Below are 21,758 nucleotides of genomic sequence, written 5' to 3'. Positions count from 1 at the left end.
CCGTCGATTCTAGGTGCGAGCCGAGAGGTGTCTCGACATCGAGAGAACCGTCGGTTCGATGTCGAGACACCTCGCACGCGGCATCCGGATGCCGTGTCTCAGGCGTTGGCGAGCCGCTTCTGCGCGACGATCTCGGCGATCTGCACGGCGTTGAGCGCGGCACCCTTGCGGAGGTTGTCGTTGCTGATGAAGAGCGCGAGGCCCTTGCCCTCGGGAGCAGACTGGTCGGCGCGGATGCGGCCGACGTAGCTGGGGTCGGTGCCCGCGGCCTGCAGAGGCGTCGGCACCTCTTCGAGGCGCACGCCGGGGGCGTCGGCGAGGAGCTCGCGCGCACGCTCGGGCGAGAGGTCGCGGGCGAACTCGGCGTTGATGCTCAGCGAGTGGCCCGTGAAGACGGGGACGCGCACGCACGTGCCGGCGACGCGAAGCTCGGGCAGCTCGAGGATCTTGCGGCTCTCGTTGCGCAGCTTCTTCTCTTCGTCGGTCTCGTTGAGGCCGTCGTCGACGAGATTGCCGGCGAAGGGGATGACGTCGAAGGCGATGGGGGCCACGTACTTCTCGGGGGTCGGGAAGTCGAGGGCCGAACCATCGCGGACGAGACGCTCGACCTCGCCCTGGGCGAGGACGCCCTCGACCTGACCGAGCAGCTCCTGGGCGCCGGCGAGACCGGAGCCCGAGACGGCCTGGTACGTGCTGACGATGAGGCGCTCGAGGCCCGCCTCGGTGTCGAGGACCTTCAGCACCGGCATGGCGGCCATGGTCGTGCAGTTGGGGTTGGCGACGATGCCCTTGACGGCCTCGTCGATCGCGTGCGGGTTGACCTCGCTGACGACCAGGGGCACCTCGGGGTCCATGCGCCAGGCGCTGGAGTTGTCGATGACGAGCGCCCCCGCCTCGGCGAAGCGGGGGGCGTGGGCGCGCGAACCGGTGGCGCCGGCGGAGAAGAGCGCGACTTCGACCCCTGCCGGGTCGGCCGTGGCGACGTCTTCGACGACGACGGAGTGGCCACCGAAATCGATCGAGGTGCCGGCGGAGCGAGCGGTGGCGAACAGACGCAGCTCGCGAATGGGGAACGAACGCTCGGCGAGGATCTCGAGCATGACGGTGCCGACCTGGCCGGTGGCGCCGACGACTGCGAGGGAGATTCCGGAATCGGAGATGCGGGTCATGCGAGGTACCTCGGGGTTCGGGTGATGGATGCCGCGACGGCGGCGTTCGGGTCAGGGTAGCGCGAGCGGTGGGATGGGTTCGTCGAGAGCGGTCCGAACTCCCGAGAATCCGTCGCGAATCCGCCGCACGATGGCGGAATCGCGTGGGTGTGGCGCGGCTTAGTCGGCGAACCTCAGGAGTCTCGTGCGGCGCCCCGGGGCGCGAGCCCGGTCAGCGACCGGTGCCGGCGTGGACCGTGGCCTCGGCGTCGCCGTCGAGACCGTAGGCCGTGTGCACGAGACGGGCGGCCTCGGCGAGGTCGACGCCGCGCACCACGACCGAGATGCGGATCTCGGAGGTCGAGATCATCTCGATGTTCACGCCCGCCAGGCTCAGCGCCTCGAACAGGGTGGCCGAGACGCCCGAGTGCGTGCGCATACCGGCGCCGACGACCGAGAGCTTTCCGATCTGGTCGTCGTGGACGAGGCTCTCGAAGCCGACCTCGGCCTGCTCACCGGCGAGCGCCTTGAGCGCCGTGGTGGCGTCGGTCTTGGGCAGGGTGAACGAGATGTCGGTGCGGCTGGTGGCGGCCGCCGACACGTTCTGCACGATCATGTCGACGTTGGCGCCGGACTTCGCGACGATCTTGAAGATGTCGGCGGCCTTGCCCGGCACGTCGGGCACGCCGATGACGGTGATCTTGGCCTGGCTGAGGTCGGTGGCGACGCCGGCGACGATGGGCTCTTCCATGGCTCCTCTTTCGGGGACGAGTGCGGAGGTCTTCGAGGCGTCGAGCACCCAGGTGCCCTCGTTCGAGCTGAAGGTGGACCGCGCGTGGATTAGCACGCCGTGGCGCCGCGCGTACTCGACCGCGCGGATGTACAGGACCTTCGCTCCGTTGGCGGCGAGCTCGAGCATCTCTTCGCTGCCGACGCGGTCGAGCTTGCGCGCGAGGGGGACGACGCGGGGGTCGGCGGTGAAGATGCCGTCGACGTCGCTGTAGATCTCGCAGACATCGGCCTTGAGCGCCGCGGCGAGCGCGACGGCCGTGGTGTCCGATCCGCCGCGACCGAGCGTGGTGATGTCGCGGGTGTCGCGGTTGAAGCCCTGGAACCCGGCAACGATGACGATCGCCCCCTCGTCGAGCGCCTCGCGGAGTCGGACGGGCGTGACGTCGACGATGCGGGCGGCGCCGTGCGTGGCATCCGTGATCATCCCCGCCTGGCTACCGGTGAACGAACGGGCCTCGAAGCCCATCGAGTGGATGGCCATGGCCAGCAGGGCCATCGAGATGCGCTCTCCGCTGGACAGCAGCATGTCGAGCTCGCGCGGCGCGGGGATCGGGGCGACCTGGCCCGCGAGGTCGAGCAGCTCGTCGGTCGTGTCGCCCATGGCGCTGACCGCGACGACGACCTCGTGGCCGGCGCGACGCGTGTCGACGATGCGCTTGGCGACCCGCTTGATGCTCTCGGCGTCGGCGACGGACGAGCCGCCGTACTTCTGGACGATCAGAGCCATGAGGAGAACTCCCGGAGGGGTCGTGCGTCGGGATGCCACGACGGGGCGCTCGTGCCGCGCCCGAGGATCATCCTAGAGGCGGGTGCATACCGCCTCTGTCATGCGCCGACGCCCGGCGAAACCGCAGGGCCCGTCGATAGGATCGAGCGCTCCCACTCCCCCGTTCCCTGGAGGCCCGCGGTTGTCCCCCACCCCGCGGCGACTGCTGTCGTCCCTGCGCCGTCTGGTGCACGTCGACGAGGCCTCGTCGCCCGACACGACGATGATCCCGGTCATCGACGAGGCGCTCTCGACGCGCATCCTCGACCTCGCCATCCGCATCGGCGAGACCATGCTCGTCGTCGGCGCTCCCGCCAACGAGGTGACCCTCACGATCGTGCGGGTATGCGCGGCCTACGGGCTCGATCCGGTGCACGTCGACGTCACCTACAACTCGATCACGATCGCCCACAGCCGCCCCGGCGCGACCCACCCGATCACCCTGCTGCGGGTGGTGCGCGGTTCGGTGCCCGACCACGCGAAGCTGCAGCGTCTGCAGGCTCTGGTGCAGGAGATCACCGGCGGTCTCGGGCTCGACGACGCGGTCGTGCGCTGCCGCGCCATCCGTCGCCTGCCGTTCCGCTACCGCCCCGCGATCGTCATCGCCTCGCAGGCGTCCCTCGCGGCCGGGGTCGCGATCATGTTCGGCGCAAACTGGCTCGCCCTGGTGCTGTCGTTCATCGCCGCGGCCCTCGCGGCGTCGACGCAATACGTGATGGCGCGGGCGCGCGTGCCGTACTTCTTTGCGCAGATCGCGGGCGGGTTCGTCCTGACCGTCTTCGCTGCCCTATCCCCGTTGCTGCGCTACACGGGCCTCGACGCGGCCGCGGCGATCCGGCCGTCGGTGATCGTGGCATCCGGAATCGTCCTGATGCTCGCCGGACTCACCGTGGTGGGCGCGGCTCAGGATGCCATCGACGGCTTCGCCCTGACGGCGACCGGACGCATCCTCGAGCTCACGACGCAGACCCTCGGCGTCGTCCTCGGCATCCTCGCCGGGCTCGAGACGGTGCGCGTGATCGGCATGGGCATGTCCCCACCCTCGAACGCCCTCCCCCTCGGCCCGGTCAGCGTGCAGTTCGTCGGCGCGGCCGTCATCGCGATCGCCGTCGCCGTATACAACGGCGCCGGCGCGCGCATCGTCGTCGTCAGCGCCGCTCTCAGCCTCGTCGCCTGGGCGGGGTACGTCGCCGCCTCGGGTCTCGGCTTCGAGGTCGCCGCCGCCAGCGGCGTCGGCGCATTCGTCGGAAGCTTCGCGGGCATCGTCGTCGCCTACCGGTTGCACGTGCCCTCGGTCGCGATCACGACCGCCGCGATCCTGCCCCTCGTGCCCGGTGCGGCGGTGTTCCGCGGCCTGCTCGGAATCGTCGAGTCGGGCGACGACCCCACCGTGCTCATGACCGGAGTGACCACGCTCGCCGGGGCCGCGACCATCGGCATCGCCCTAGCGGTGGGCGCCTCGCTCGGCATCTACCTGGGCCAGCCGGTGCGCGCGACGCTGTCGAGCGTCACACGCGTGCGGGCACGAGCACGGCGGTAGTCACGGACGAGGGCCGGGATGCCACGGCCCCCGCATCGCGCGGGCACCGGGCCGTGGCATCCGGGGTTCTTAGGGACAGGAGCCGGGTTCGCTCCCCGTCGCGGTCTCGACCGCGGGCAGGTCGACGTCGACGTCGATACGGAACCTCTGGTCGGTGACGCCGACGTCGCGCACGCGGACAAAGCGGGGCAGCGCCTCGGCAAGACACACGGGAGCGGGTTGCAGGGCGGCGAGATCGACACCCGTCTTCGCCCCCATCTCTGCGGCGGACATCGTTTCGCCACCCGCCGTGACCGAGGTGATCCCCATGCTGAACCGCCCCTTGTCGAAGTGCGGCGTCATCGCGAGGCTCACCGATTGCGGAGGAGCTCCACCGGGGACGGACGCGCCGACGATCATGTCACCGCCGGAGAAATCGACCCGCATCGCACCCTGCGCCTCGGGCGGGACCAGGAGCGCCGTCGCCTGCGCGGCGGAGAGCGTCACCGCACCGGAGAGGTGGTCGGCCCTCCAGGTGCCGTCGGTGTCCCCGAGTCCTTCGAGAGTCATCATGAAGTCGGAGTTGGCCGACCCGACGGCGAAGCTGCGGACCGTGAGTCCGACACTGTCGAAGCGTCCGGCGAGTTCCTGAAGGAGCACGGAACCGGGGATGTCGACCTCGATGCGTTGACTCTCGGGAAGGGCGAACATGGTCCTCGCCTCGGCGACGATGGCCCGCTCCCGCTCGGAGCGAACGAGCCCTTCCGCCGTCGCGAAGGCGGTCGTCGCCAGGACGACGAGGACGACGGCGAGAACCGCCACACGAATCCCCAGACCGGGACGACCCTGCTCGGAAGCCTCCGGCGTCCGCACGGGAGGTAAGACCTCGGTCCGCTCATCGAAAAGGGTCATGCGCCGCGTCCTATCCGAAGCGTCCGTTGACGTAGTCGTAGGTGCGCGGATCGATCGGCGAGTCGAACATCGCCGCGGTGTCGCCGTGCTCCACGATGTGGCCGGGCTGGCCCTGAGAGGCGAGGAAGAAGGCGCACTGCTGCGAGACACGCTGCGCCTGCTGCATGTTGTGCGTGACGATGACGATCGTCAGCTCTTTCTGGAGTTCGCCCATCGTCTCCTCGATCACGCGGGTCGAGGTGGGGTCGAGCGCCGAACAGGGCTCGTCCATGAGCAGGATCTTGGGGCGGATCGCGAGTGATCGAGCGATGCAGAGACGCTGTTGCTGCCCGCCGGACAGTCCCCCACCCGGTGCGCGCAGGCGGTCCTTGACCTCTTTCCACAGCCCCGCGCTCTGCAGCGACGTCTCGACGAGGTGATCCTTCTCGTCCCGCCCGGCACGGCGACCCGTGAGCTTCAGCCCCGCGATGACGTTGTCGTAGATGGACATCGCCGGGAAGGGGTTCGGCTTCTGGAAGACCATGCCGATGTGCTTGCGCGCATCGATCAACCGGTGACCGGGGTCGTAGATGTCGTCGCCGTCCAACAGCACCTCGCCGGCGAGGGCGGCCGAGGGCACCAGTTCGTGCATGCGATTGAGGATGCGCAGGAAGGTCGACTTGCCACAGCCCGAGGGACCGATGAGCGCGGTCACCTGCCCCGCGGGCATCGTGAGGGACACGTCGAGGAGGACCTGATGATCGCCGAACCAGGCCGAGATCGACCGCGCATCGAGCTCCGACAACGGGGGCCGCGCCGCCGCCTCGGCGACCAGGCGCTCCGCCTCGGCGAGGCGCTCCGGGGTGGCCGATGCGCCCCCCAGGAGCGAGACGGCGGAGGCTCGGACCGACGCGGACGACACGGTGTATCCCGCCGACGTGGTCGGAGCCGCACCCACGGGGGCGGCAACGGGCGACATCGGCGGGGCGAACGAGGGGTACGCACCGGCGTCCGGCGAGATCACGTCGGTGACCTCGCCGGCGGCCGCGGCGACCGATCGACCGAACAGACGCGTCGTGCGTCGTGCGCGGCGCGCCTGGGAGGCGACCGAACCCTCGGGCGGAAGGACGACCGTGGTCGGCACCGCCCCCATGGTCGTCTGCGTGAGCAGGTCGAGCTCGTCAGCCGAGACCACATCGGTCATGAACGGGTCCGGCGTGTGGTGCTCGAGGCTCAGCACGTCCGTGCGGAAAGAGTCCGCGGAGCCGTCCGCGACATCGGGCGCGGAGGACGAGGGATCGCCTCCGGGACCGTGCTGGTCACGAGGCTCGGGATCGATGATGGGGCACATTCGGGTTCTCCGGTCAGAGGAGGTTGGGAAGAAGACGGATGAGTTGGTCCGAGACGAAGACGCTCGCCAGCAGAAGGACGGGGGTGAAGACGACCCACGTCTTCTGCCAGCCCACACGCCGATACGCCCACACGGCGAGCAATTCGGCCACGACGAGGAACTGCAGCGCGAAGACCAGCGCCCACACCGTCGTCATGTCCGTCGCCATCGGCTTCGCCTGCGGCGGGAGAGCCATCGACGTGGTCTGACGAGCTCCCGTGGGCTGTGCGTCGCCGGTGCTCCGGGCATCCACGTACGCGACGCCCGTCGGCAGGTAGGGCGCGCCGCGGGCGGCCATGAGGATGAGCCGGCTCTCGCCCCTCACGGGGGCAGGCGGGGTCGGATCCCCGGCGTATCGGACGCCGAGGACCTCGAACGTCTGCTCACCCTGACCCGTACGGACCGTGAACGTCTCGCCCGGCTGCAGGGTCTGCAGGCGCGCGAAAGGGCCGCCGAACGCGGCCGTGCGCCCCATGATCACGCTGACGCCGGCTTGCCCGGGCAGCACCGTGTCGCGACGATGGCCGGGTCCCTGCATGAGGACGCCGGACGTCGTGCCCTCGGACACCACCTCGTCGATGCCGAGCTGAGGGATCGACAGCAGCGCCACGGGCGCGCCGTCGACGAGCAGATGGTCCTCGAAGTCGCCCTCACTTACGGGAGCGGTGCCCTCCGCCAGCTGAGCGCGATAGGTATCCCGCAGCTGCTGCTGCGAGGCGAAGTGGCTCACGTGACTCACCACGAGGAGGTTGATCAGAAAGACCAGGACGAGCACCGCGATCGAAGCCAGCGTCCCACGGACGAAGACCTGCATCGGAGACAACGGCGCGTACCCCGGTCGCCGACGCGGTGGACGGCGCGGCGGACGCGGGGGGCGCGGGGGTGCCGATGGGAACACGGGAGAGCCGCCCCCGTCCGTCGTCCGTCGTTCCTCGAAGAGGGTCATGACGCGGCCGCCGCGGGGACCGGCGGAAGAGCCGCGCGGACGACCCGCACGATCGCGAGGGCCAAGGCGATCGCGACCGCGGCGAGCACGATCACCCACGGGAACACCAGCACGAGCGCATCGCGCGTGACCGAGGTCGCCGCCGCTGCGTCCACGGTCTCGGGCGGGGTGAAGGTGACGTGGGCCGAGACGAGCGTCCACTGTCCCGCCCCGCTCAGGGTCGCCGCGACGACCCGCGTCTCCCCCGGCTGGAGAGCGGTGATGGGAACGCCGTCACGGGCATCGAGACGGTTGGAGAAGACCGTGCCCTCCATCCAGAAATCGGCCGTGGCATCGACCGGCTTCGTCGACGAATTGCGCACGGTGAACCACATGTCCACGGTGCCGTCCGCGGGATTGATGGCCGGCATCCCGTTGCCGTTCAAACCACTGACGAAGAGCCCGCCGCCGACGCTCACCTCGTTCGCCGGGGTGGTCTGTCCGGCCGGCGTGGTCCCCGGATCCGAGGAGGTTCCGGTGCCCGTCGATCCCCCCACGCCGGTGGAGCCACCCGTGCCGCGCGAGCCACCCGTCGACGATCCGCCGGACGACGTGCCCGTGGCGGGGCCGGAACCGGTCGTCGACGAGGAGGAGGGCGAAGGCGAGGGCGTCGATCCGTCGGTGATGCTCACGGTCAGCGGGGTGCCCGAATCGGCGTCGGACGCGAAAGCGGGCACGGCGAGGCCGACCGCCGCGACGGCCGCGAGCGCCAGAGAGACCACGAGTCGCTGCGACGCGCGTCGACGGGGCGTCACGGGGCGCCCACGCGCAGGTCTGCTGCGCTGTTCGCGTCGGACGCGGCGGCGTGCTCCATGTAGTCGACCCACTGCTGCGCGAGCGCTTCGTCACGCCGGCGACGCCAGCGCAGGAGCACGAAGACGATCGCGGCGAGCGCGAGAAGGAGCAGAAGCGTCCACGGCGGAGCGAACGTGACCGCGTCGCGCGAGACCGGCGTGACCGAGAGCTGCTGCGTCATGTCCGGGGAGTCGACGAACGGACTCAGCACCGTTCGCGCATCGAGGTAGAACCACTGCCCGACTCCGCCGATGGTCGTCTCGTAGGTCGAGGTGTTGCCGGGGAGCAGAACGGGGATGCTGCCGCCCTGCAGACCGGTGGCGGGAATGCCGAACCACGTGCTCGCACCGTTCGTGAGGTTGGCCGCCAACGCGACGTTGCCCGTGTTCGTGACGGTGTACCGCGCCTTCACCGACCCGCCCACGGGATTCCACCAATCGCCCTCGTGGGTCGCGTCGTAACTGGTGATTGTGAGCTGCGGCTGGAGCTCCCCGGATACGCGCGCGAAGATCGACGTCGCCACGCGGCGGTCGACGTTGACCTGCTGCCCGTTTTCGACGACGGATGCCACGAGGCCGCCGACGTGATCGCCGGGCGTCCCATCGGCGGGCACCGCGATGGTGAACGTGAGAAGGCGCACTTCGTCGGGCGCGAGCGAGAACCGGACCCGGTCGCTGCCGTCGTCGAAACGCAGCCAGGCGCCGACCGAGGTGGGGGCATCAGCGGAGGCGAGCAGCGAGAAGCTACCGTCTTCGCCGTTGTAGGCGTCGGTGGCGAAGACGGTGAAGTCCTGCCGTTCCGTGCCCGTGTTGCCGACGAGCACGCGATCGGTGATGCTCTGGCCGGGGTCGGCGGTGAAGGTGAACCGGGAGCGGCCGTCGGGGCGGCCGTCCTCACCGGCGGGACGTGTCGCGACACCGACGGTGGCGGCGGACGTGGCATCGCCCTCGGCGGCCGTCGCGGGCGCCGAGGGGACGAGGAAGGCGATCGTCGCCGCAGCGACGAGAAGAGCGGCGCCCAGAGCCGGGAAGCGGCGCCGCGAGGTCGTGGAGAGCACGGTATATCTCCGCAGATGGGGGCGACGTAGGCATGTCGCGGGGGTGAACGAGGCCTGATGGGGAACGAGCCGAGACATGTCACTGCGCGGGCGCCGACGCACCGTGCGGGGAGACCGGTGACGGCCTCCCCGCACGGTGTGCAGCGGGTCTATCCGAGATCAGCTCACTTGGAGGTGAGCGTCAGCGTCAGCGTCGAGGTGTAGTCACCGGTCTGGGCGTCCTTGGGAGCCTTGAAGGTGAGGTCGGCGTCGAACAGCGCACCGGAGGTGAGCGTGGAGACCGCCGAGCTGGATGCGATCTTCGACCCCGTGGTACCGAGGGTCACGCCCGAGACGAGCGGCGTGCCGGCGTAGGCCTTGGGAGCCAGCGTGAGAGCGGTGGCCGGGATCTCGTCACCCGCGGAGTTCTTGAAGGAGCTCCACGCGGCGTCGAGGTTCCAGCCCTTGAGGACGTTGCGGTCGTCGACCACGGTGACCTTGCCGAGGGAGGCCTGGGCGGTCTTGTCGCGCGCGACGCTGCCGAAGTCGACCTTCGTGGCCTCGGCGTTGAGCGACCACAGGTCGCTCGCGGTCACGGCGGCGGTCACGTCGACCGTGTCGGTGGTGGTGTCACCGGAGGCCGAGACCTTGGTGATCGTGTCCCACGCGAGGACCGCGAATGTCGCGTCACCGGGGGCGGTGAGCGCGATGGTGTGCTCACCGGCGGGCAGCGACGAGATGTCGACGGTCGCGTTGCCGTTGGCGTCGGTCGTGACCTGGCCGAGGTTGGTCGGGTCGGACCATGCCCAGGCGACGAGCGTCTTGTTCGCGTTGGCGGAACCGGCGGGAACCGTGACCGTCTTCGCACCCTTGGCGGGGTCGGCGATGTCGACCTTGTTCGTGGCCGAGCCCTCGGGCTTGGTCGGAGCGGTCGGAGCGGGAGCCGCCACCGTGCCCGAGAAGGCCTTCTCGTTCGAACCCGCGCTGTTGGTCGCGACGATCGTGACGCTGTACGCCCCCGCGGTCGTGGGCGTGCCCGAGACGACGCCGCTGGAGGCGTCGAGCGCGAGGCCGGCGGGCAGAGCGCCACCCGACTTGACCGACCAGGTGAGGGGTGCGGTGCCGTCGGCGGTGAGCGTCTGCGAGAACGCCGTACCCACCGTCGCGGCGTTGAGCGATGCCGTGGTGATGGAGGGGGCGGTGGCGGCCGCGGCGGGCGTGGCGAAGGTCCACGTCGCCAGTTCGGGCTTGGCGTTGGCCGTGACCGAGATGTAGATGAAGTCCGTCTCGAGGACCTGGTTGCCGTTGAAGAAGGCGATACCCAGCGAGTAGTCGCCGCCCGCGTTGGCGACGGCGCCGCTGCCCGAGGGCGAGCCCGTTCCGGTGCTGGTGTTGGCGCTCGGCATCAGGTTGGGCAGCTGGATGCCGCTCGGGGTGAGGCCGAGAGGACCGTACGCGTTCCAGGCCGCCACGTTGGCCTCCTGGCCGCGGGGCGAGATGAACGTACGGACGCTCCCGCTGTTCGCGGGGACGGTGAAGAAGCTGTTGTAGTCCTCGTCACTCGGGTCCGGCGAGCCCAGGACCGAGTCGTTCCAGCCGAGGACCTTGCCAGCGGGGATCTGCGTACCGTCGAGGTCCGAGATCAGGTAGACCGGGTGAGCGGAGCCCACGGTCGGGACGACCGCCGCCGACGCCGCAGCGGCGGGGACGATCGAGAGCGCAGCGGCGGTCACGACGGCGCCGAGGCCGAGGATTCCGCGCTTCGCGAGGGTGATCTTCATGAGGAGTGTTCTTCTCTTTCTCGTGGGTGAGGATCAGTTGTTGCGGGTGAGGACGGTGCCGGTGGGAGCCGAGAAGCCGAACTTGGCCTTGACGGCCTTCGTCGTCGTCGGCGAGCCCGAGCCACCCCAGTAGGTGAGGCTCGTGGTGGACGAGGTGTTGACCAGGGCGGCGACACCCGAGTCGAACGCCGCGTTGTCGGGCGTGATCTTGGCCGTGGGGACCACGATGTAGACCGTGCGGCCCCAGTCGGCGCTGTTGTAGTAGCTGGTGCTGGGGGTGAGGTTGGGCGCGGTGCCCGTGAAAGCGGCCACACCGGCGATCGCGCCCACCGAGACACCCGAGAACGTGTTGATGCGCGAGGCGCCGTTGGACTGACCGATGTAGTTCGCGACCGAGAGCGGGATGATCTGGATCTCGTTGCTGGCGGGCGTCAGCACACGACCGTCGTTCTCGGGGATCGAGTTGCTGCGCGTGTCGACGGCGGAACCCAGCGTGGTGGTGCTGAGGCCGATCTTGCCGAGGAAGGTGGTCCACGTGCCGGAGCTGGACTGCAGACCCAGCGGCTTCAGGGTGTAGCCGGTGCCGGCGAGGACCGCGCTCGCGGACGAGCTCGAGGTCGCCGAGTAAATGCTGCTCAGCTGGTCCTTCGAGAGGTCGTTGATCGCGTCGGTCGCCGCGGTCGCGTTGGCGCTGCCGGTCGCCGCGCCGACCTTGAACGCGTAGCCGATCGCATCCTGACCGAAGGGCACGTAGGTCAGCAGGGTTCCGGTGGTGCCACCGACCGAGGAGCTGCGGGCGAAGTCGACCTGGTCCTTGACGTTGACGTTGTTGAAGGTGAACGCGGTGCCGCTCGCGCCGCCGACCGACGCGATGAGGGCGTTGCGGCCCGCGCCGGAGCCGTTCGGACGGTCGAAGACGGGGCCGAAGGCCTTCGTCTGGATGCTGCCGACGCCTCCGGCGACGCCCAGCGTGAAGGCATCCCACGACGCCAGCGACTTGCCGTTGCCCGACACCTTGACCGAGGGACCGGTGATGTTGGTCCCGTTGGCGAGGGCGCTGACGGCGTCCTGCAGGGTGTCGGAGCCGACGATCGAGTAACCGTCGGAGATCGGGTCGGCGTTGGCCGCCGACGCCATGCCAGCGCCGGCAAGGGCGACACCAACGGCCGCGCCGAACGCGACGATTCGCTTGAGCTTCATTTCTTCCTGTTCTTTTCGGGTGCAGAGGATGGGTTACTGCGAAGAAGCCGGCAGGCGCGGGCCTCAGGTGACCCGTCTTCTCAGACGGGTGATCAGGGGCACCCCGGCCGCGCTCGCCAGTCCGGCGAGCACGCTCAGGGGCAGAGCGGCACCGAGCGCGCCGCCGTCGGGGTCCTCCGGGGTCTTCGCCCCGGCGAGCGCCCCGCTGGACGCACCGGATGCCGCCGTCATCGCGGAGTCCGTCGACGAGGGCGCGGCCCCGGCCGCCGCGGCGGTGCTCGCAGCGCTCGACGACGCCGCTCGCGTGGTCACCGCCGTCTGCTGCGAGGGGATGTACGCGCCGGACGTCGACGACGACTCCCCGGTCGACGAGGGCCGCGGGCCGTTCTGCATCACGTCCGCGGCATCCCGCGCCTGCTCGATCCAGGCCGCGGGCAACGCGACGTAACCGTCGGGGAGCTCTCCGGCCGCCGTCCCGGGGGTCTGCGCCTGGGTGCCCACGGCGAAGCGGACGAGGTCCGCGTACGCCGCGCGCAGCGAGGGATCGGTGGCCGTCGGATTGGTGGCCGCGTAGACGGGCATGGTGAGCGGGTAGGCGTCACGGGAACCGGAGGCCACCGACGACTTCGGGTCGAAGGCGACGACGCGATCCCCCGCGCCCGCCGGCGTCATCACATCGGCCGCCGCACGCATCGAGGCGCTCGTGGGAGCGGCGAATCCGCCGGAGGGATTACGCAGGGATGCCGTGACCACCTGGAACCGTGCGGCGGCGGCCGCACTGGTGAGCCCGAGTAGGCGCTGGCTTCCGGGCAGCATGCGCGGGTTCTTGCCGTATTTCGGCGGGACGGTGTTCGGATCCCATTGCCCCGGTCCCTGGCCGTCTCCGCGGAGCGTCAGATACGCGATCGCGGAGAGGTCGTTGGCGTAGGGGCGCCAGGTCACGAGGTTGATGGGTGCCTGATTCTTCGGCACCACCTCGACGGGGTCGGCCTTCGGGAAGTCGTCCCGATCGAGCGAGAACGCCACCTTGCTGGGATTGATGTCGGCGTTCGTGGAGTACCACGGGTTGACGACCATGCCCCACGGGTCCGGCTTGCTGGCGAGGAAGTCCATCGCATCCTGGTCGGAGGAGATGTACTTCCACACCGCGCGAGCGGCATCCGACCGCCCCTGCGGAACGATGACGTCGGCGATCGCGGCGCCCTGGAGGTCCTGGGCCCTCCACTCGGGATCGTTGACCGCGAGGAAGTCCTCATCGCGAGTGATGTTGTACTCGTTCGTCCCCGTCAGATATCCCTGGTCGGCCCCGGTGGGAATCGACGAGCGGTAGGAGTAGCTGAGGAGCTTCGCCAGCAGACGCGGGGTGAGGTTCACGCCGCGGAATGGCGTGCGCGCCTTGGCCTTCCACTCCTGGGGGACGGTTTTGTCGTTGGGGTTCGGAAGCCTGTCGATCGCCAGCGAGATGGCCACGCCGCTCAAGGCCACGGGGGCGTACGTCAGCGGGTCCTTGCCCTCGGTCGTGAGCGCGTAGCTCGTCAGGGCGAGGGGCGCCTGCGCGTTCTTGGCGGCAGAGAGCAGGGCGTCCGACTCGGCGCTCGTGATGAGCGAGTAGACCGAACCGTTCTTCTGGTTGCAGACCGCGGGCTGCCACGAAGCGACCGCGAGTGCCGCGAGCTCGCTGCCCGCGACCTGTCGCTCGGCCTGTCCGATCGGGCAGCCGGCGCCGACGGGTGCGAAGTCGAGCTTCACCGAGAGCGCGTGCTGCCACGAGTCGGCGAAGAGGCCCGACTGGGTGATGTTCGTCGACCCGTTATCCGAGGTCCCGCGCGGGAGGACGACGAGCCAGCACGACGCTCCGACGGTGGCGCCGGACGTCGTCACCGGGTTTCCGCATCCGAGTCCGTTCGACTGGACGGCCGTCTGCACCTCGAAGGTGACGGAGCCCTTCCCGTCGTCTCCCGAACCGACCCACGGGATCTCGTTGGTGGTGTACGAGGTGAAGAACTGGTTGGCGTTGACGTCGACGGCGGAGTTGATCGTCTTGCCGCCGGTCTTCGGGTCGCGCGTGATCGAGTCGACCCGGGTCCCGTCGCGAGCGATGAACGGGATCGACGTGTAGGGCGGATAGATGATCGAGCCGGGGGCGGTGAATTCCACATCGGCCGCGGGCACCTCGTCCATCGAGGAATAGTTGCGGTACGCGTCGCGGGTCGCCCCGACGCTCCCCGCCCCTCCGTACTGACACGTCGTGCGATCGGGACGCTGGGCGTTCTGCGGATCGTCGCCCCAGCACATGAACACCTGGAGGAAGTTCTCGCCACCGTTGCCCCCCGCCGACGGCGCCGTCGACTTCTTGCCTCCGGTCCAGTCGAGACGGATGCCCTGAGCGACCAGGCCCCGGGTCTGCGAGACGGAGACGGAGAGGTCGGGCAGGGGGGCCGTGTCGAGCTGAGGGTCCTGCTGCTTCGCCGTGATCGTCACGGCGGAGGAGGTTGCGGCGGTGGCGGACTGGCCGCCCGACACCACGCCTCCCGAGACCAGCGCGAAAATGGAGACGCCCGCGACCAGACCCGCCGCGAGCGGGCCGAGCGCCCGACGCACGCCTCGACCGGACTGGCCCGCGCGTCTCGGACGGCGCGTCCGTGACCGGGTCGTCGAGGCCTCGGCGTCGCTGCGCTCGCGGGGGTCAGACACAGGTGAATTCCTTAAATTCTGCGGGTGACTTTCCACCCGCGATGAGCTAGAAGCGCGGAGGTGACGGTGGCATGAACGCGCCCCCAACGAGGTACCGATGCGGCGGGCTCGAGGCGCGAACGCTTCCGCCGCGGCTCCGGCGGACGCCGGCTCGGTCATCGACGGTTCGTTCGCGCGCCGGATCGTCGGATGATCACGGGCGGGATGAGGATGGCCGCGAGCATGAGCAGCCCGGCGACGAGCATGATGGACTGCGGGGTCCCCCACCCGTCATCCGCCAACGTGAACGGCGACGACACCGCTGCGTTCACGGCCGCCCCTCCCCCGGAGACCAGCACGCCGTTCGCGTCATACACGGGGGCGCCCGCCGCATCACCGGCAGCGGCTGAACCCGCGGCCGCCGCAGCCCCGCCGGCCGAGCCGCCACCCGAGGCGCCCGCCGCCGCGGCAGCGCTGTTGGCCCCACCCGAGGCCCCGCCCGCGCCCGTCGCCGGTGTGGTTTCCTGGGCACCGCCCGTTCCCTCCACGCACTGCGTGGATCCCTTCTTGTCGCAGTCGGGAGGGTTGGGAGCGGAGGCGGCGAGCTGATTGTTCGCCGGGGAGTCGCCCGGCTTGAACGTCGGGTTGTTGCACTTGTTGAAGTCGACCGGCCCCTCTGTTCCGGGGATCGACTTCAAGACGTCGGAACCCGCCTGGACGAGGTTCATCGGCAACGGGGAATACCCGAGGGCGGAAGCCTGCTGCTGGCCCTCGCACAGCATGTAGTTCGCGAAACGACTGAGGGTCTTGCCCTTCTCGACCGTGAAGATCTTGTTCGTCTGGGTGGGGACGATCATGTACGAGTAGCTCGACATCGGATACGCCCGAGGGTCGCCGCTGTTGTACACGCCGTCCAGGTTCTGCGTGAGGTCGGGGTTGATCGCGGCGGACATCAGCGCCACGGCGACCGACTGGTATGTCGGCTCGACGTAGTACCCGGCCTTGTTGAGCACCTTCACGACGGGGAACCCGGACTTCATCGCGTACGAGTACTCGACGTAGGTGATGGCCCCCTCGCCGTAGTCCTGGCTCACGTAGCCCGCCACGCCCAAGGAGCCGTTCTGTCCCTTGAATGAGGCGTTGACCTGCGGGAACTGCGAGCGCATGCCCTGCGTCCAGATGTTGCCGAACTGCTTGGACATCCACAGGGTGAACTGCGCGCTCGTCCCGGAGCCGTCCGAACGATAGACCGGCGTGATGGTCTTATCCGGCATCGCGAGGGCGGGGTTGTCGGACTGGATCGCCGGGTCGTTCCACTTGGCGATCTGACCGCTGAAGATCTTGGCGATCACCTCGCCAGACAGTCGCAGGTTCGTGACGCGCTTGCCGCCGATCTTGAGGTTGTACATCAGCGAGGTGCCACCCGCCACGATCGGCATGTACGCGAACTTCCCCTGCAGCGGGGTCCCGTCGCTGAACGTCGTCTCCGGCGCGGAACCGTCCTCGGGGTTGTCCTGGAAGGGGATCTCACTGATGGCGAAGTCGACGGTGCTGTTGCGGAAATCCGTGCGCCCGGCACTCGACCCCGTCCCCGAGTAGTTCACCGTCATGCCGTAGTTGCTGGCCACGTTCTTGCGCCACTGATCGAGCGCGTTCTGCGACCAGGTCGAGCCGGATCCGGAGATTGGCACGTACCCGTCGGCCTGTGCGGGCGACGGGGCCAGCGCGACGAGGGAGACGACCGCGAGCACCGCGGCGAAGCGGGCCAGGCGGGGACGGACATTCACGACGGGTTCTCCTCGGTGGATCGGTTGAAGCGTGCGGTGAGCGCGCGCAGCGAGAGGCGACGCTCGAGGTCCTTGGGCGGACGGCCCGGCGGCATGGTGCGTTGCCCGGCACGCGAAGCGGCGACGGCGGACTCCCCCTCGGTGCGGACAAGATCCCGAGCCGACGCAGCGGAGGCGGCACGGCGCTGACGGTCCGAGAGTTGGCCGGGCCCTCGTCCACCGATGAGGCGGGCGACGATGAACAGGGTCAGCACGAGCAGCACGAGGGTGGCGGCGGCGCCGAACCCGCGGGCGATCATGCTCGGCTCGGGGGACTTCACGAAGTCGAACACCTGTAGCGGGAGCGAGATCATCGGACCCGAGAAGGGGTTCAGGTTCATCTCCGCGGTGACGCCCGAGGTGAGCAGCACCGGAGAGGTCTCGCCGATTCCGCGGGCGGTGCCGAGGATCACGGCCGTGACGAGACCGGAGCGCGAGGTGGGCAGGACGACGCTCCACACCGTGCGCCACCGGCTCGTGCCGAGCGCGTACGACGCCTCGCGCAGGTTGTGGGGCACCAGGCGCAGCACCACGTCGGAGGCCCGGATGATGATCGGGAGCATCATCACGCTGATGGCGAGGGATGCCGCGAACCCCGAGCGCTGATTCGTGATGAGGGTCACGACGGCGGCATAGACGAACAGTCCCGCGACGATCGAGGGCAGAGCCGTCATGGCATCCGAGATGGTCCGCACGAAGCGGGCGAAGCGTCCGCCGATCTCGTTCAGGAAGACGGCCGTGGTCACCCCGAGCGGGATCGTGATCGTCAGGGCGATGCTGATCTGGATGAGCGTTCCGACGATGGCGTGCGCGATGCCGCCCATCGTCAGCGGGTCGAGGGGACCGGCGAGCTTCATCGTCTCGGTGAAGAAGTTCAGGAGGAACAGGGCCGACGAGCCCCGCACGAGGGTGAAGAACACCACGAAGGCCAGCGCCCCGAGCAGGAGCACGCCCGCGGAGTAGAACAACGCGGTCATGACCCGCTCGCTGATGGCGAGACGGTCGGCGCGCATCGCGGTCAGGACCGCGTAGATGCCGAGGAAGCCGATGAACGACAGCACCACCCACCCGACGACACCCGTCATGGGGGTGAGCCATCCGAACATCAGTGTCGAGACGGCGACGGCCGCCGCCCCGCTGCCGATGAGGTCGAAGCGGTCGCCGAAGGGAACCGTCCGCAGATCGCGTCGCTCCCCGACGGCGCCCGTGCGATGCGGAATCGACGTGCGCGAGGTGTGACGCGGAGACTCGTCTCCAGCCGTGGCCGTCGGGGCCTCGGGGGTGAGGATCGCCATCAGTTGCTCTCCGCTCCGGACCGGCTGCGCGCGACGATCGTCGACGCGGTGAAGTTGACGATCAACGTGATGATGAACAGCACGAGCCCCGCCGCCATGAGGGCGGACAGGCCGAACTGGCTCGCCTCCCCGTAACGGAGGGCGATGAGCGCGGACACCGAGTTGGTGCCGGTCTTCAGCAGCTCGGTGTTGATCGTGAAGATCGGCGAGATGATCATGACCACGGCGATGGTCTCGCCGAGGGCGCGTCCGAGGCCGAGCATGGTGCCGCCGATGATGCCGCCCCGGCCGAAGGGGAGTACGACGGCGCGGATCATCCCCCACCGGGTCGAACCGAGCGCGAGGGCACCCTCCCGCTCGCCGAGCGGCGCCTGCGAGAACGCCTCGCGCATCACCGAGGTCTGGGTCGGCACGACCATGAGCGCCACGACGATCCCCGCGATGAACGCCGAAGAGGTGTAGGCACCGGCGTCCGTCAGCCGTGCGCCGGCCTCGTCGGCGACGCGGAAGATCGGGATCCAGCCGAAGTAGGTCGAGATCCACTGGGCGACCGGGATGACGCCCGCCTGGAGGAAGAACACGCCCCACAGCCCGAACACGACACTGGGCACGGCCGCCATCAGGTCGACCATCGTGATGAGAAGGCCCCGCGCCCGTGGCGGCACGATCTCACTGATGAGCAACGCCGTCCCCATCGCCAGCGGCACAGAGATGGCCATGGCAACCAGGGCGATGGTCACCGTCCCGAACAGCACGGCGGCGACACCGAACGTGCCGGTCTCGGGCGACCATTCCTGCGTCGTGAGGAACGACGGACCCGCCACCGCGAGGGCGTCGCCGGCGCGCGCCGTGAGGAAGATCCCGACGGCGAGCATCACGGCGACGGTGATGGTTCCCGCGGCATACGCGGTGGTCCGGAACACCCGATCGGCGATAACGGGAGCGCTCTTCAACGAGCGTGGTTTCGGCTTCGCCGCGTCCGTCGTCGGCGGTAGCACCGCCGTCCTGGTGTCCGTCATGCGCCCTCCATCGATCGCGCCGGGAGTCGGCCGCGCCTCACGTCGCTCAGCCTCGAACGACGAGGGGAGGATCGCGGGGCGCCGGTCGACCGGCCGGTGTCGCGACTCGCTCGCTTCCCGTGGAACCGGCTCGGGTCGCCGGCATTGCGAGGCTAGGAGTCAGCCGTGAACGGCACCCGGTTCGACTGTCCACGTCGGCTGGCGGGGTGGTGAACGAGAGACGCTCGAAGGTGAACGAGGGACGACGCCGGTCGAGGCGTCATCGAGGTCCGCCCGTCGGCGTGGCGGTCGGGACAGGCGTCGGCGTGGACGACGGAGACGGCGGGGCCGGCGTCGGAGTCGCCCGGGCTGCGGCCACGAGGATCGTCACGGCGCTTCCGAGACGGGCGGCGCTCCCCGCCGCGGGTTCGACGCCGACGACGGTCCCCATCGGTCGGTCGGAGGCGACGGTCGTCTGCGCCGGGACGAACCCCGCTGCGCGCATCGACGAGGCCGCTGCCGCGGCATCCATTCCGACGACGTTCGGGACGAGATTGGATCCGGATGCCACGACCAGACGCACCGCGGAACCACGCGCCACCGCCGTCCCGGGGGCCGGGTCGGAGGAGAGCACCGTCCCCGCCGACTGGGGCGCGTCGCGCTCGGTGATGTCGCCGACGACGAACCCCGCCGCCGCGAGCGCGAGTCGCGTGTCGTCGAGGGAGCCGAAGGCGGGCACGAGCGCGGTGGCGATCGGTGCGGGCGTGCCAGGGTCGGACGCGGTCGGTTGCGGTGTCGATGTCGTCGTCGCGGTGGGCACCGGAGCCGAGGCCGCCGCGGACGGCTCGGCCGCGGGCGCCGCACGACCGGCGTTCGCCATGAGGGGGACGGCGGCCGCCGTGCCCGCCAGCAGCAGCACGATGGCCGCGATCGCTCCCCACCGGGGTCCGTGTCGCGTCGACTCGTCCACCGGCGCGGGGGCCGGTGCCGAACCGGCACCGAGAGGGGCGGCCGCCAGGACCCGTGTCGACGACACCTCGTCATCGCCGGGGACGCGCACTCGCGCGGGGGTGACCGCCTCGAGGACCGCCGCGCGCATCTCGGCGGCGTCGGCGAAGCGGTCCGCCGGCTCCTTGAGCATCGATCGCACGACGACGCGGTCGAGCGCACCGGGGACGGAGCGGACGGCCACGGACGGGACGGGAGGCGGGGCGTGCAGGTGCGCCCGGATGACGGCGGACCGGTCACTCCCCGTGAACGGGGCGCGTCCCGTGAGCGCGAAGTACAGCATCCCGCCGACCTGGTACAGGTCGCCTCGCGGGCCGACGGGCTGCCCGCTCAGCTGCTCGGGCGAGGCGAACTCGGCGTTTCCGACCACTCCCGCGGTGACCGGCGACACGGAACTGCGCAGAACGTCGTCGCCGTGGGCCGTCTCTCCCGCCGCATCGGCGAGGCCGAAATCGAGGAGCGTCGATCGGGGAAGGCCGTTGTCGACGACGTGCACGAGCACGTTCGCTGGCGACACATCGCGGTGCACGAGACCGACCGCGTGAGCGGCACCCAGCGCATCGAGGATGTCCCCGGCCACCGCCGCGGCGTGGACCGCGGAGAGCGGACCGGTGGCACGGACGTGCTCAGCGAGGGTCACGCCTTCGACGATCTGCTGGGCAATCCATGCTATGGGGATGCCGTGCTCGCGGAAGGTCCCCATGTCGACGACGGCGACGATCGTCGGGTGGGAGACGTGCGCCGTCCGCCTGCCCTCGCGGAGGAAGGCCTCGCGGACGGTGTCGCTCTGAGAGAGGTGGGGATGCAGCAGTTTGACGGCGACGGTCTGACCGGTCACCTCATCCCGGGCGCGGAAGACGGATGCCGTTCCCCCGGTGCCGAGGAGCCCTTCGACGCGGAACCTCCCCGCGACGAGACCGCCGGCATCGTCTACCATCAGTCGGCTCCCTCAGACCGGCCGACCGGCTGCCGCAACCCCGCGCGCCGACGAGCGATCACGCGGGCTGCGCCGACACGCGCGACCGACGTCCGGAGGCGCTGCCGATGCTGACGCCCTCGACGACGTCGGCGGACCGGAACACCGCGACGGCTGCGCGGCCGGCCGCGGACGCCTCGCCGGCGGACTCGTACCAGCGCGCGGCGGTCGCGATCGGCCGATCGCCGCGGCGCAGCACCCACGCGTGCTTGGTCGCCACGGGGCCGCGGACCGTCGACACCTGCATCTGGTCGGCGCGGGACTGCTCCACCCGGGCCGCGTCGACCGCGACGGACGGCGACGCGAAGACCGTTGCGCAGCGAGCGAGCTCGCGGTTGTTCGTCGCGAGGAGCCGCCAGACGCCGAAGACCCCGATCGGGGCGAGAGCACCCGCGGCCGTGGGGCTCTCCATGAGGGCGAGCTGAGATGCCGCCAGCTCGGGGAGGAGGTACGAACGGAAGAGCAGCCACGCGCTCAGGCGCGGGTCGCGCGCCGAGCGGAAGGTGTCGAACACCACGCGCGCGTGCGCGGTCGGTCGTGTGGAGAGCGGTTCGCTCACGGAAGGCCCCTGTCTGACGGACCTCTGCGTCGGGGCTTCGGGTCCCCCACGCTGTTCCGCAGAGAAGAACGTCCTCCCCCCGCATGGCCGTGGCGCGAGCAGAGGGTGAACGAGCGGTTC

Annotated in this window: 16 protein-coding genes; 1 reads left to right on the top strand and 15 read right to left on the bottom strand. The window is 70.1% G+C overall.

What is annotated here, in order from left to right; all coding sequences use genetic code 11:
* Positions 1-98: 98 nt before the first annotated feature.
* Together BLS25_RS11225 and BLS25_RS11220 are read right to left on the bottom strand one after the other, a co-directional pair.
* Entirely contained in the window at positions 99-1,169 is a 1,071-nt protein-coding gene (locus BLS25_RS11225; RefSeq protein WP_074695712.1) for an aspartate-semialdehyde dehydrogenase, read from the bottom strand.
* Between the two features lie 211 nt (positions 1,170-1,380).
* A complete protein-coding gene (locus tag BLS25_RS11220; protein ID WP_074695711.1) occupies positions 1,381-2,667 on the bottom strand; it encodes an aspartate kinase in 1,287 nt (428 codons plus the stop codon).
* Between the two features lie 181 nt (positions 2,668-2,848).
* Between BLS25_RS11220 and BLS25_RS11215 the strand changes: the two genes are divergently transcribed.
* Positions 2,849-4,246 carry a threonine/serine exporter family protein gene (locus tag BLS25_RS11215; protein ID WP_056229506.1) on the top strand — a complete coding sequence of 466 codons (1,398 nt, stop codon included), beginning with the start codon at positions 2,849-2,851 and terminating at the stop codon, positions 4,244-4,246.
* A 69-nt stretch (positions 4,247-4,315) separates the two neighbouring features.
* Here the strand turns inward: BLS25_RS11215 and BLS25_RS11210 are convergent, their stop codons facing one another.
* The 13 genes from BLS25_RS11210 to BLS25_RS11150 all read right to left on the bottom strand — a co-directional run bounded on the left by BLS25_RS11210 (position 4,316) and on the right by BLS25_RS11150 (position 21,638).
* A complete protein-coding gene (locus BLS25_RS11210; protein WP_143017917.1) occupies positions 4,316-5,137 on the bottom strand; it encodes a hypothetical protein in 822 nt (273 codons plus the stop codon).
* A 10-nt stretch (positions 5,138-5,147) separates the two neighbouring features.
* Positions 5,148-5,921: a phosphate ABC transporter ATP-binding protein gene (locus tag BLS25_RS11205; RefSeq protein ID WP_225310381.1), complete on the bottom strand. Its 774-nt coding sequence runs from the start codon at positions 5,919-5,921 to the stop codon at positions 5,148-5,150.
* Between the two features lie 559 nt (positions 5,922-6,480).
* Positions 6,481-7,320 (bottom strand): sortase, encoded by an 840-nt coding sequence (locus BLS25_RS11200; protein WP_074695707.1) that lies wholly within the window; start codon positions 7,318-7,320, stop codon positions 6,481-6,483.
* Between the two features lie 128 nt (positions 7,321-7,448).
* Positions 7,449-8,246 (bottom strand): hypothetical protein, encoded by a 798-nt coding sequence (locus tag BLS25_RS11195; RefSeq protein WP_074695705.1) that lies wholly within the window; start codon positions 8,244-8,246, stop codon positions 7,449-7,451.
* Complete coding sequence (locus tag BLS25_RS11190; RefSeq protein WP_074695703.1) at positions 8,243-9,343, bottom strand: hypothetical protein; 1,101 nt, start codon at positions 9,341-9,343, stop codon at positions 8,243-8,245. The genes BLS25_RS11195 and BLS25_RS11190 overlap by 4 nt, the downstream gene beginning before the upstream one ends.
* Positions 9,344-9,507: 164 nt before the next feature.
* On the bottom strand, positions 9,508-11,103 hold the full coding sequence (locus tag BLS25_RS11185; protein WP_074695701.1) for an Ig domain-containing protein: 1,596 nt from the start codon (positions 11,101-11,103) through the stop codon (positions 9,508-9,510).
* Positions 11,104-11,136: 33 nt separating this feature from the next.
* Positions 11,137-12,303, bottom strand: coding sequence for a hypothetical protein (locus BLS25_RS11180; RefSeq protein WP_074695699.1), 1,167 nt, complete (start codon positions 12,301-12,303; stop codon positions 11,137-11,139).
* Positions 12,304-12,366: 63 nt separating this feature from the next.
* Entirely contained in the window at positions 12,367-14,997 is a 2,631-nt protein-coding gene (locus tag BLS25_RS11175) for a hypothetical protein (RefSeq protein ID WP_143017916.1), read from the bottom strand.
* 155 nt (positions 14,998-15,152) lie between these two features.
* Positions 15,153-16,763, bottom strand: a complete 1,611-nt coding sequence (gene pstS / locus BLS25_RS11170) for a phosphate ABC transporter substrate-binding protein PstS (RefSeq protein WP_143017915.1) — start codon at positions 16,761-16,763, stop codon at positions 15,153-15,155.
* Positions 16,760-18,097, bottom strand: coding sequence for a phosphate ABC transporter permease PstA (gene pstA, locus BLS25_RS11165; protein ID WP_074695695.1), 1,338 nt, complete (start codon positions 18,095-18,097; stop codon positions 16,760-16,762). Before pstA ends, pstS begins: the two co-directional genes overlap by 4 nt.
* Entirely contained in the window at positions 18,097-19,116 is a 1,020-nt protein-coding gene (pstC, locus tag BLS25_RS11160; protein WP_074695693.1) for a phosphate ABC transporter permease subunit PstC, read from the bottom strand. Before pstC ends, pstA begins: the two co-directional genes overlap by 1 nt.
* 259 nt (positions 19,117-19,375) lie before the next feature.
* Complete coding sequence (locus BLS25_RS11155) at positions 19,376-21,040, bottom strand: protein kinase domain-containing protein (protein WP_074695691.1); 1,665 nt, start codon at positions 21,038-21,040, stop codon at positions 19,376-19,378.
* Between the two features lie 58 nt (positions 21,041-21,098).
* A complete protein-coding gene (locus BLS25_RS11150) occupies positions 21,099-21,638 on the bottom strand; it encodes a hypothetical protein (RefSeq protein WP_143017914.1) in 540 nt (179 codons plus the stop codon).
* Between the last annotated feature and the right edge of the window lie 120 nt (positions 21,639-21,758).

It is taken from the genome of Microbacterium testaceum StLB037 (assembly GCF_900104345.1).
Classification (GTDB): domain Bacteria; phylum Actinomycetota; class Actinomycetes; order Actinomycetales; family Microbacteriaceae; genus Microbacterium; species Microbacterium testaceum_A.
The sequence above is the reverse complement of the archived record's forward strand: the minus strand, read 5'-3'. Positions and strand labels throughout refer to the sequence as shown.

Bases quoted from the DNA above. Each gene is read 5' to 3' on its own strand.
- BLS25_RS11225 (WP_074695712.1), bottom strand. From the start codon at position 1,169: ATGACCCGCATCTCCGATTCCGGAATCTCCCTCGCAGTCGTCGGCGCC.
- BLS25_RS11220 (WP_074695711.1), bottom strand. From the start codon at position 2,667: ATGGCTCTGATCGTCCAGAAGTACGGCGGCTCGTCCGTCGCCGACGCC.
- BLS25_RS11210 (WP_143017917.1), bottom strand. From the start codon at position 5,137: ATGACCCTTTTCGATGAGCGGACCGAGGTCTTACCTCCCGTGCGGACG.
- BLS25_RS11200 (WP_074695707.1), bottom strand. From the start codon at position 7,320: ATGCAGGTCTTCGTCCGTGGGACGCTGGCTTCGATCGCGGTGCTCGTC.
- BLS25_RS11185 (WP_074695701.1), bottom strand. From the start codon at position 11,103: ATGAAGATCACCCTCGCGAAGCGCGGAATCCTCGGCCTCGGCGCCGTC.
- BLS25_RS11180 (WP_074695699.1), bottom strand. From the start codon at position 12,303: ATGAAGCTCAAGCGAATCGTCGCGTTCGGCGCGGCCGTTGGTGTCGCC.
- pstA (WP_074695695.1), bottom strand. From the start codon at position 18,097: ATGGCGATCCTCACCCCCGAGGCCCCGACGGCCACGGCTGGAGACGAG.
- pstC (WP_074695693.1), bottom strand. From the start codon at position 19,116: ATGACGGACACCAGGACGGCGGTGCTACCGCCGACGACGGACGCGGCG.
- BLS25_RS11155 (WP_074695691.1), bottom strand. From the start codon at position 21,040: ATGGTAGACGATGCCGGCGGTCTCGTCGCGGGGAGGTTCCGCGTCGAA.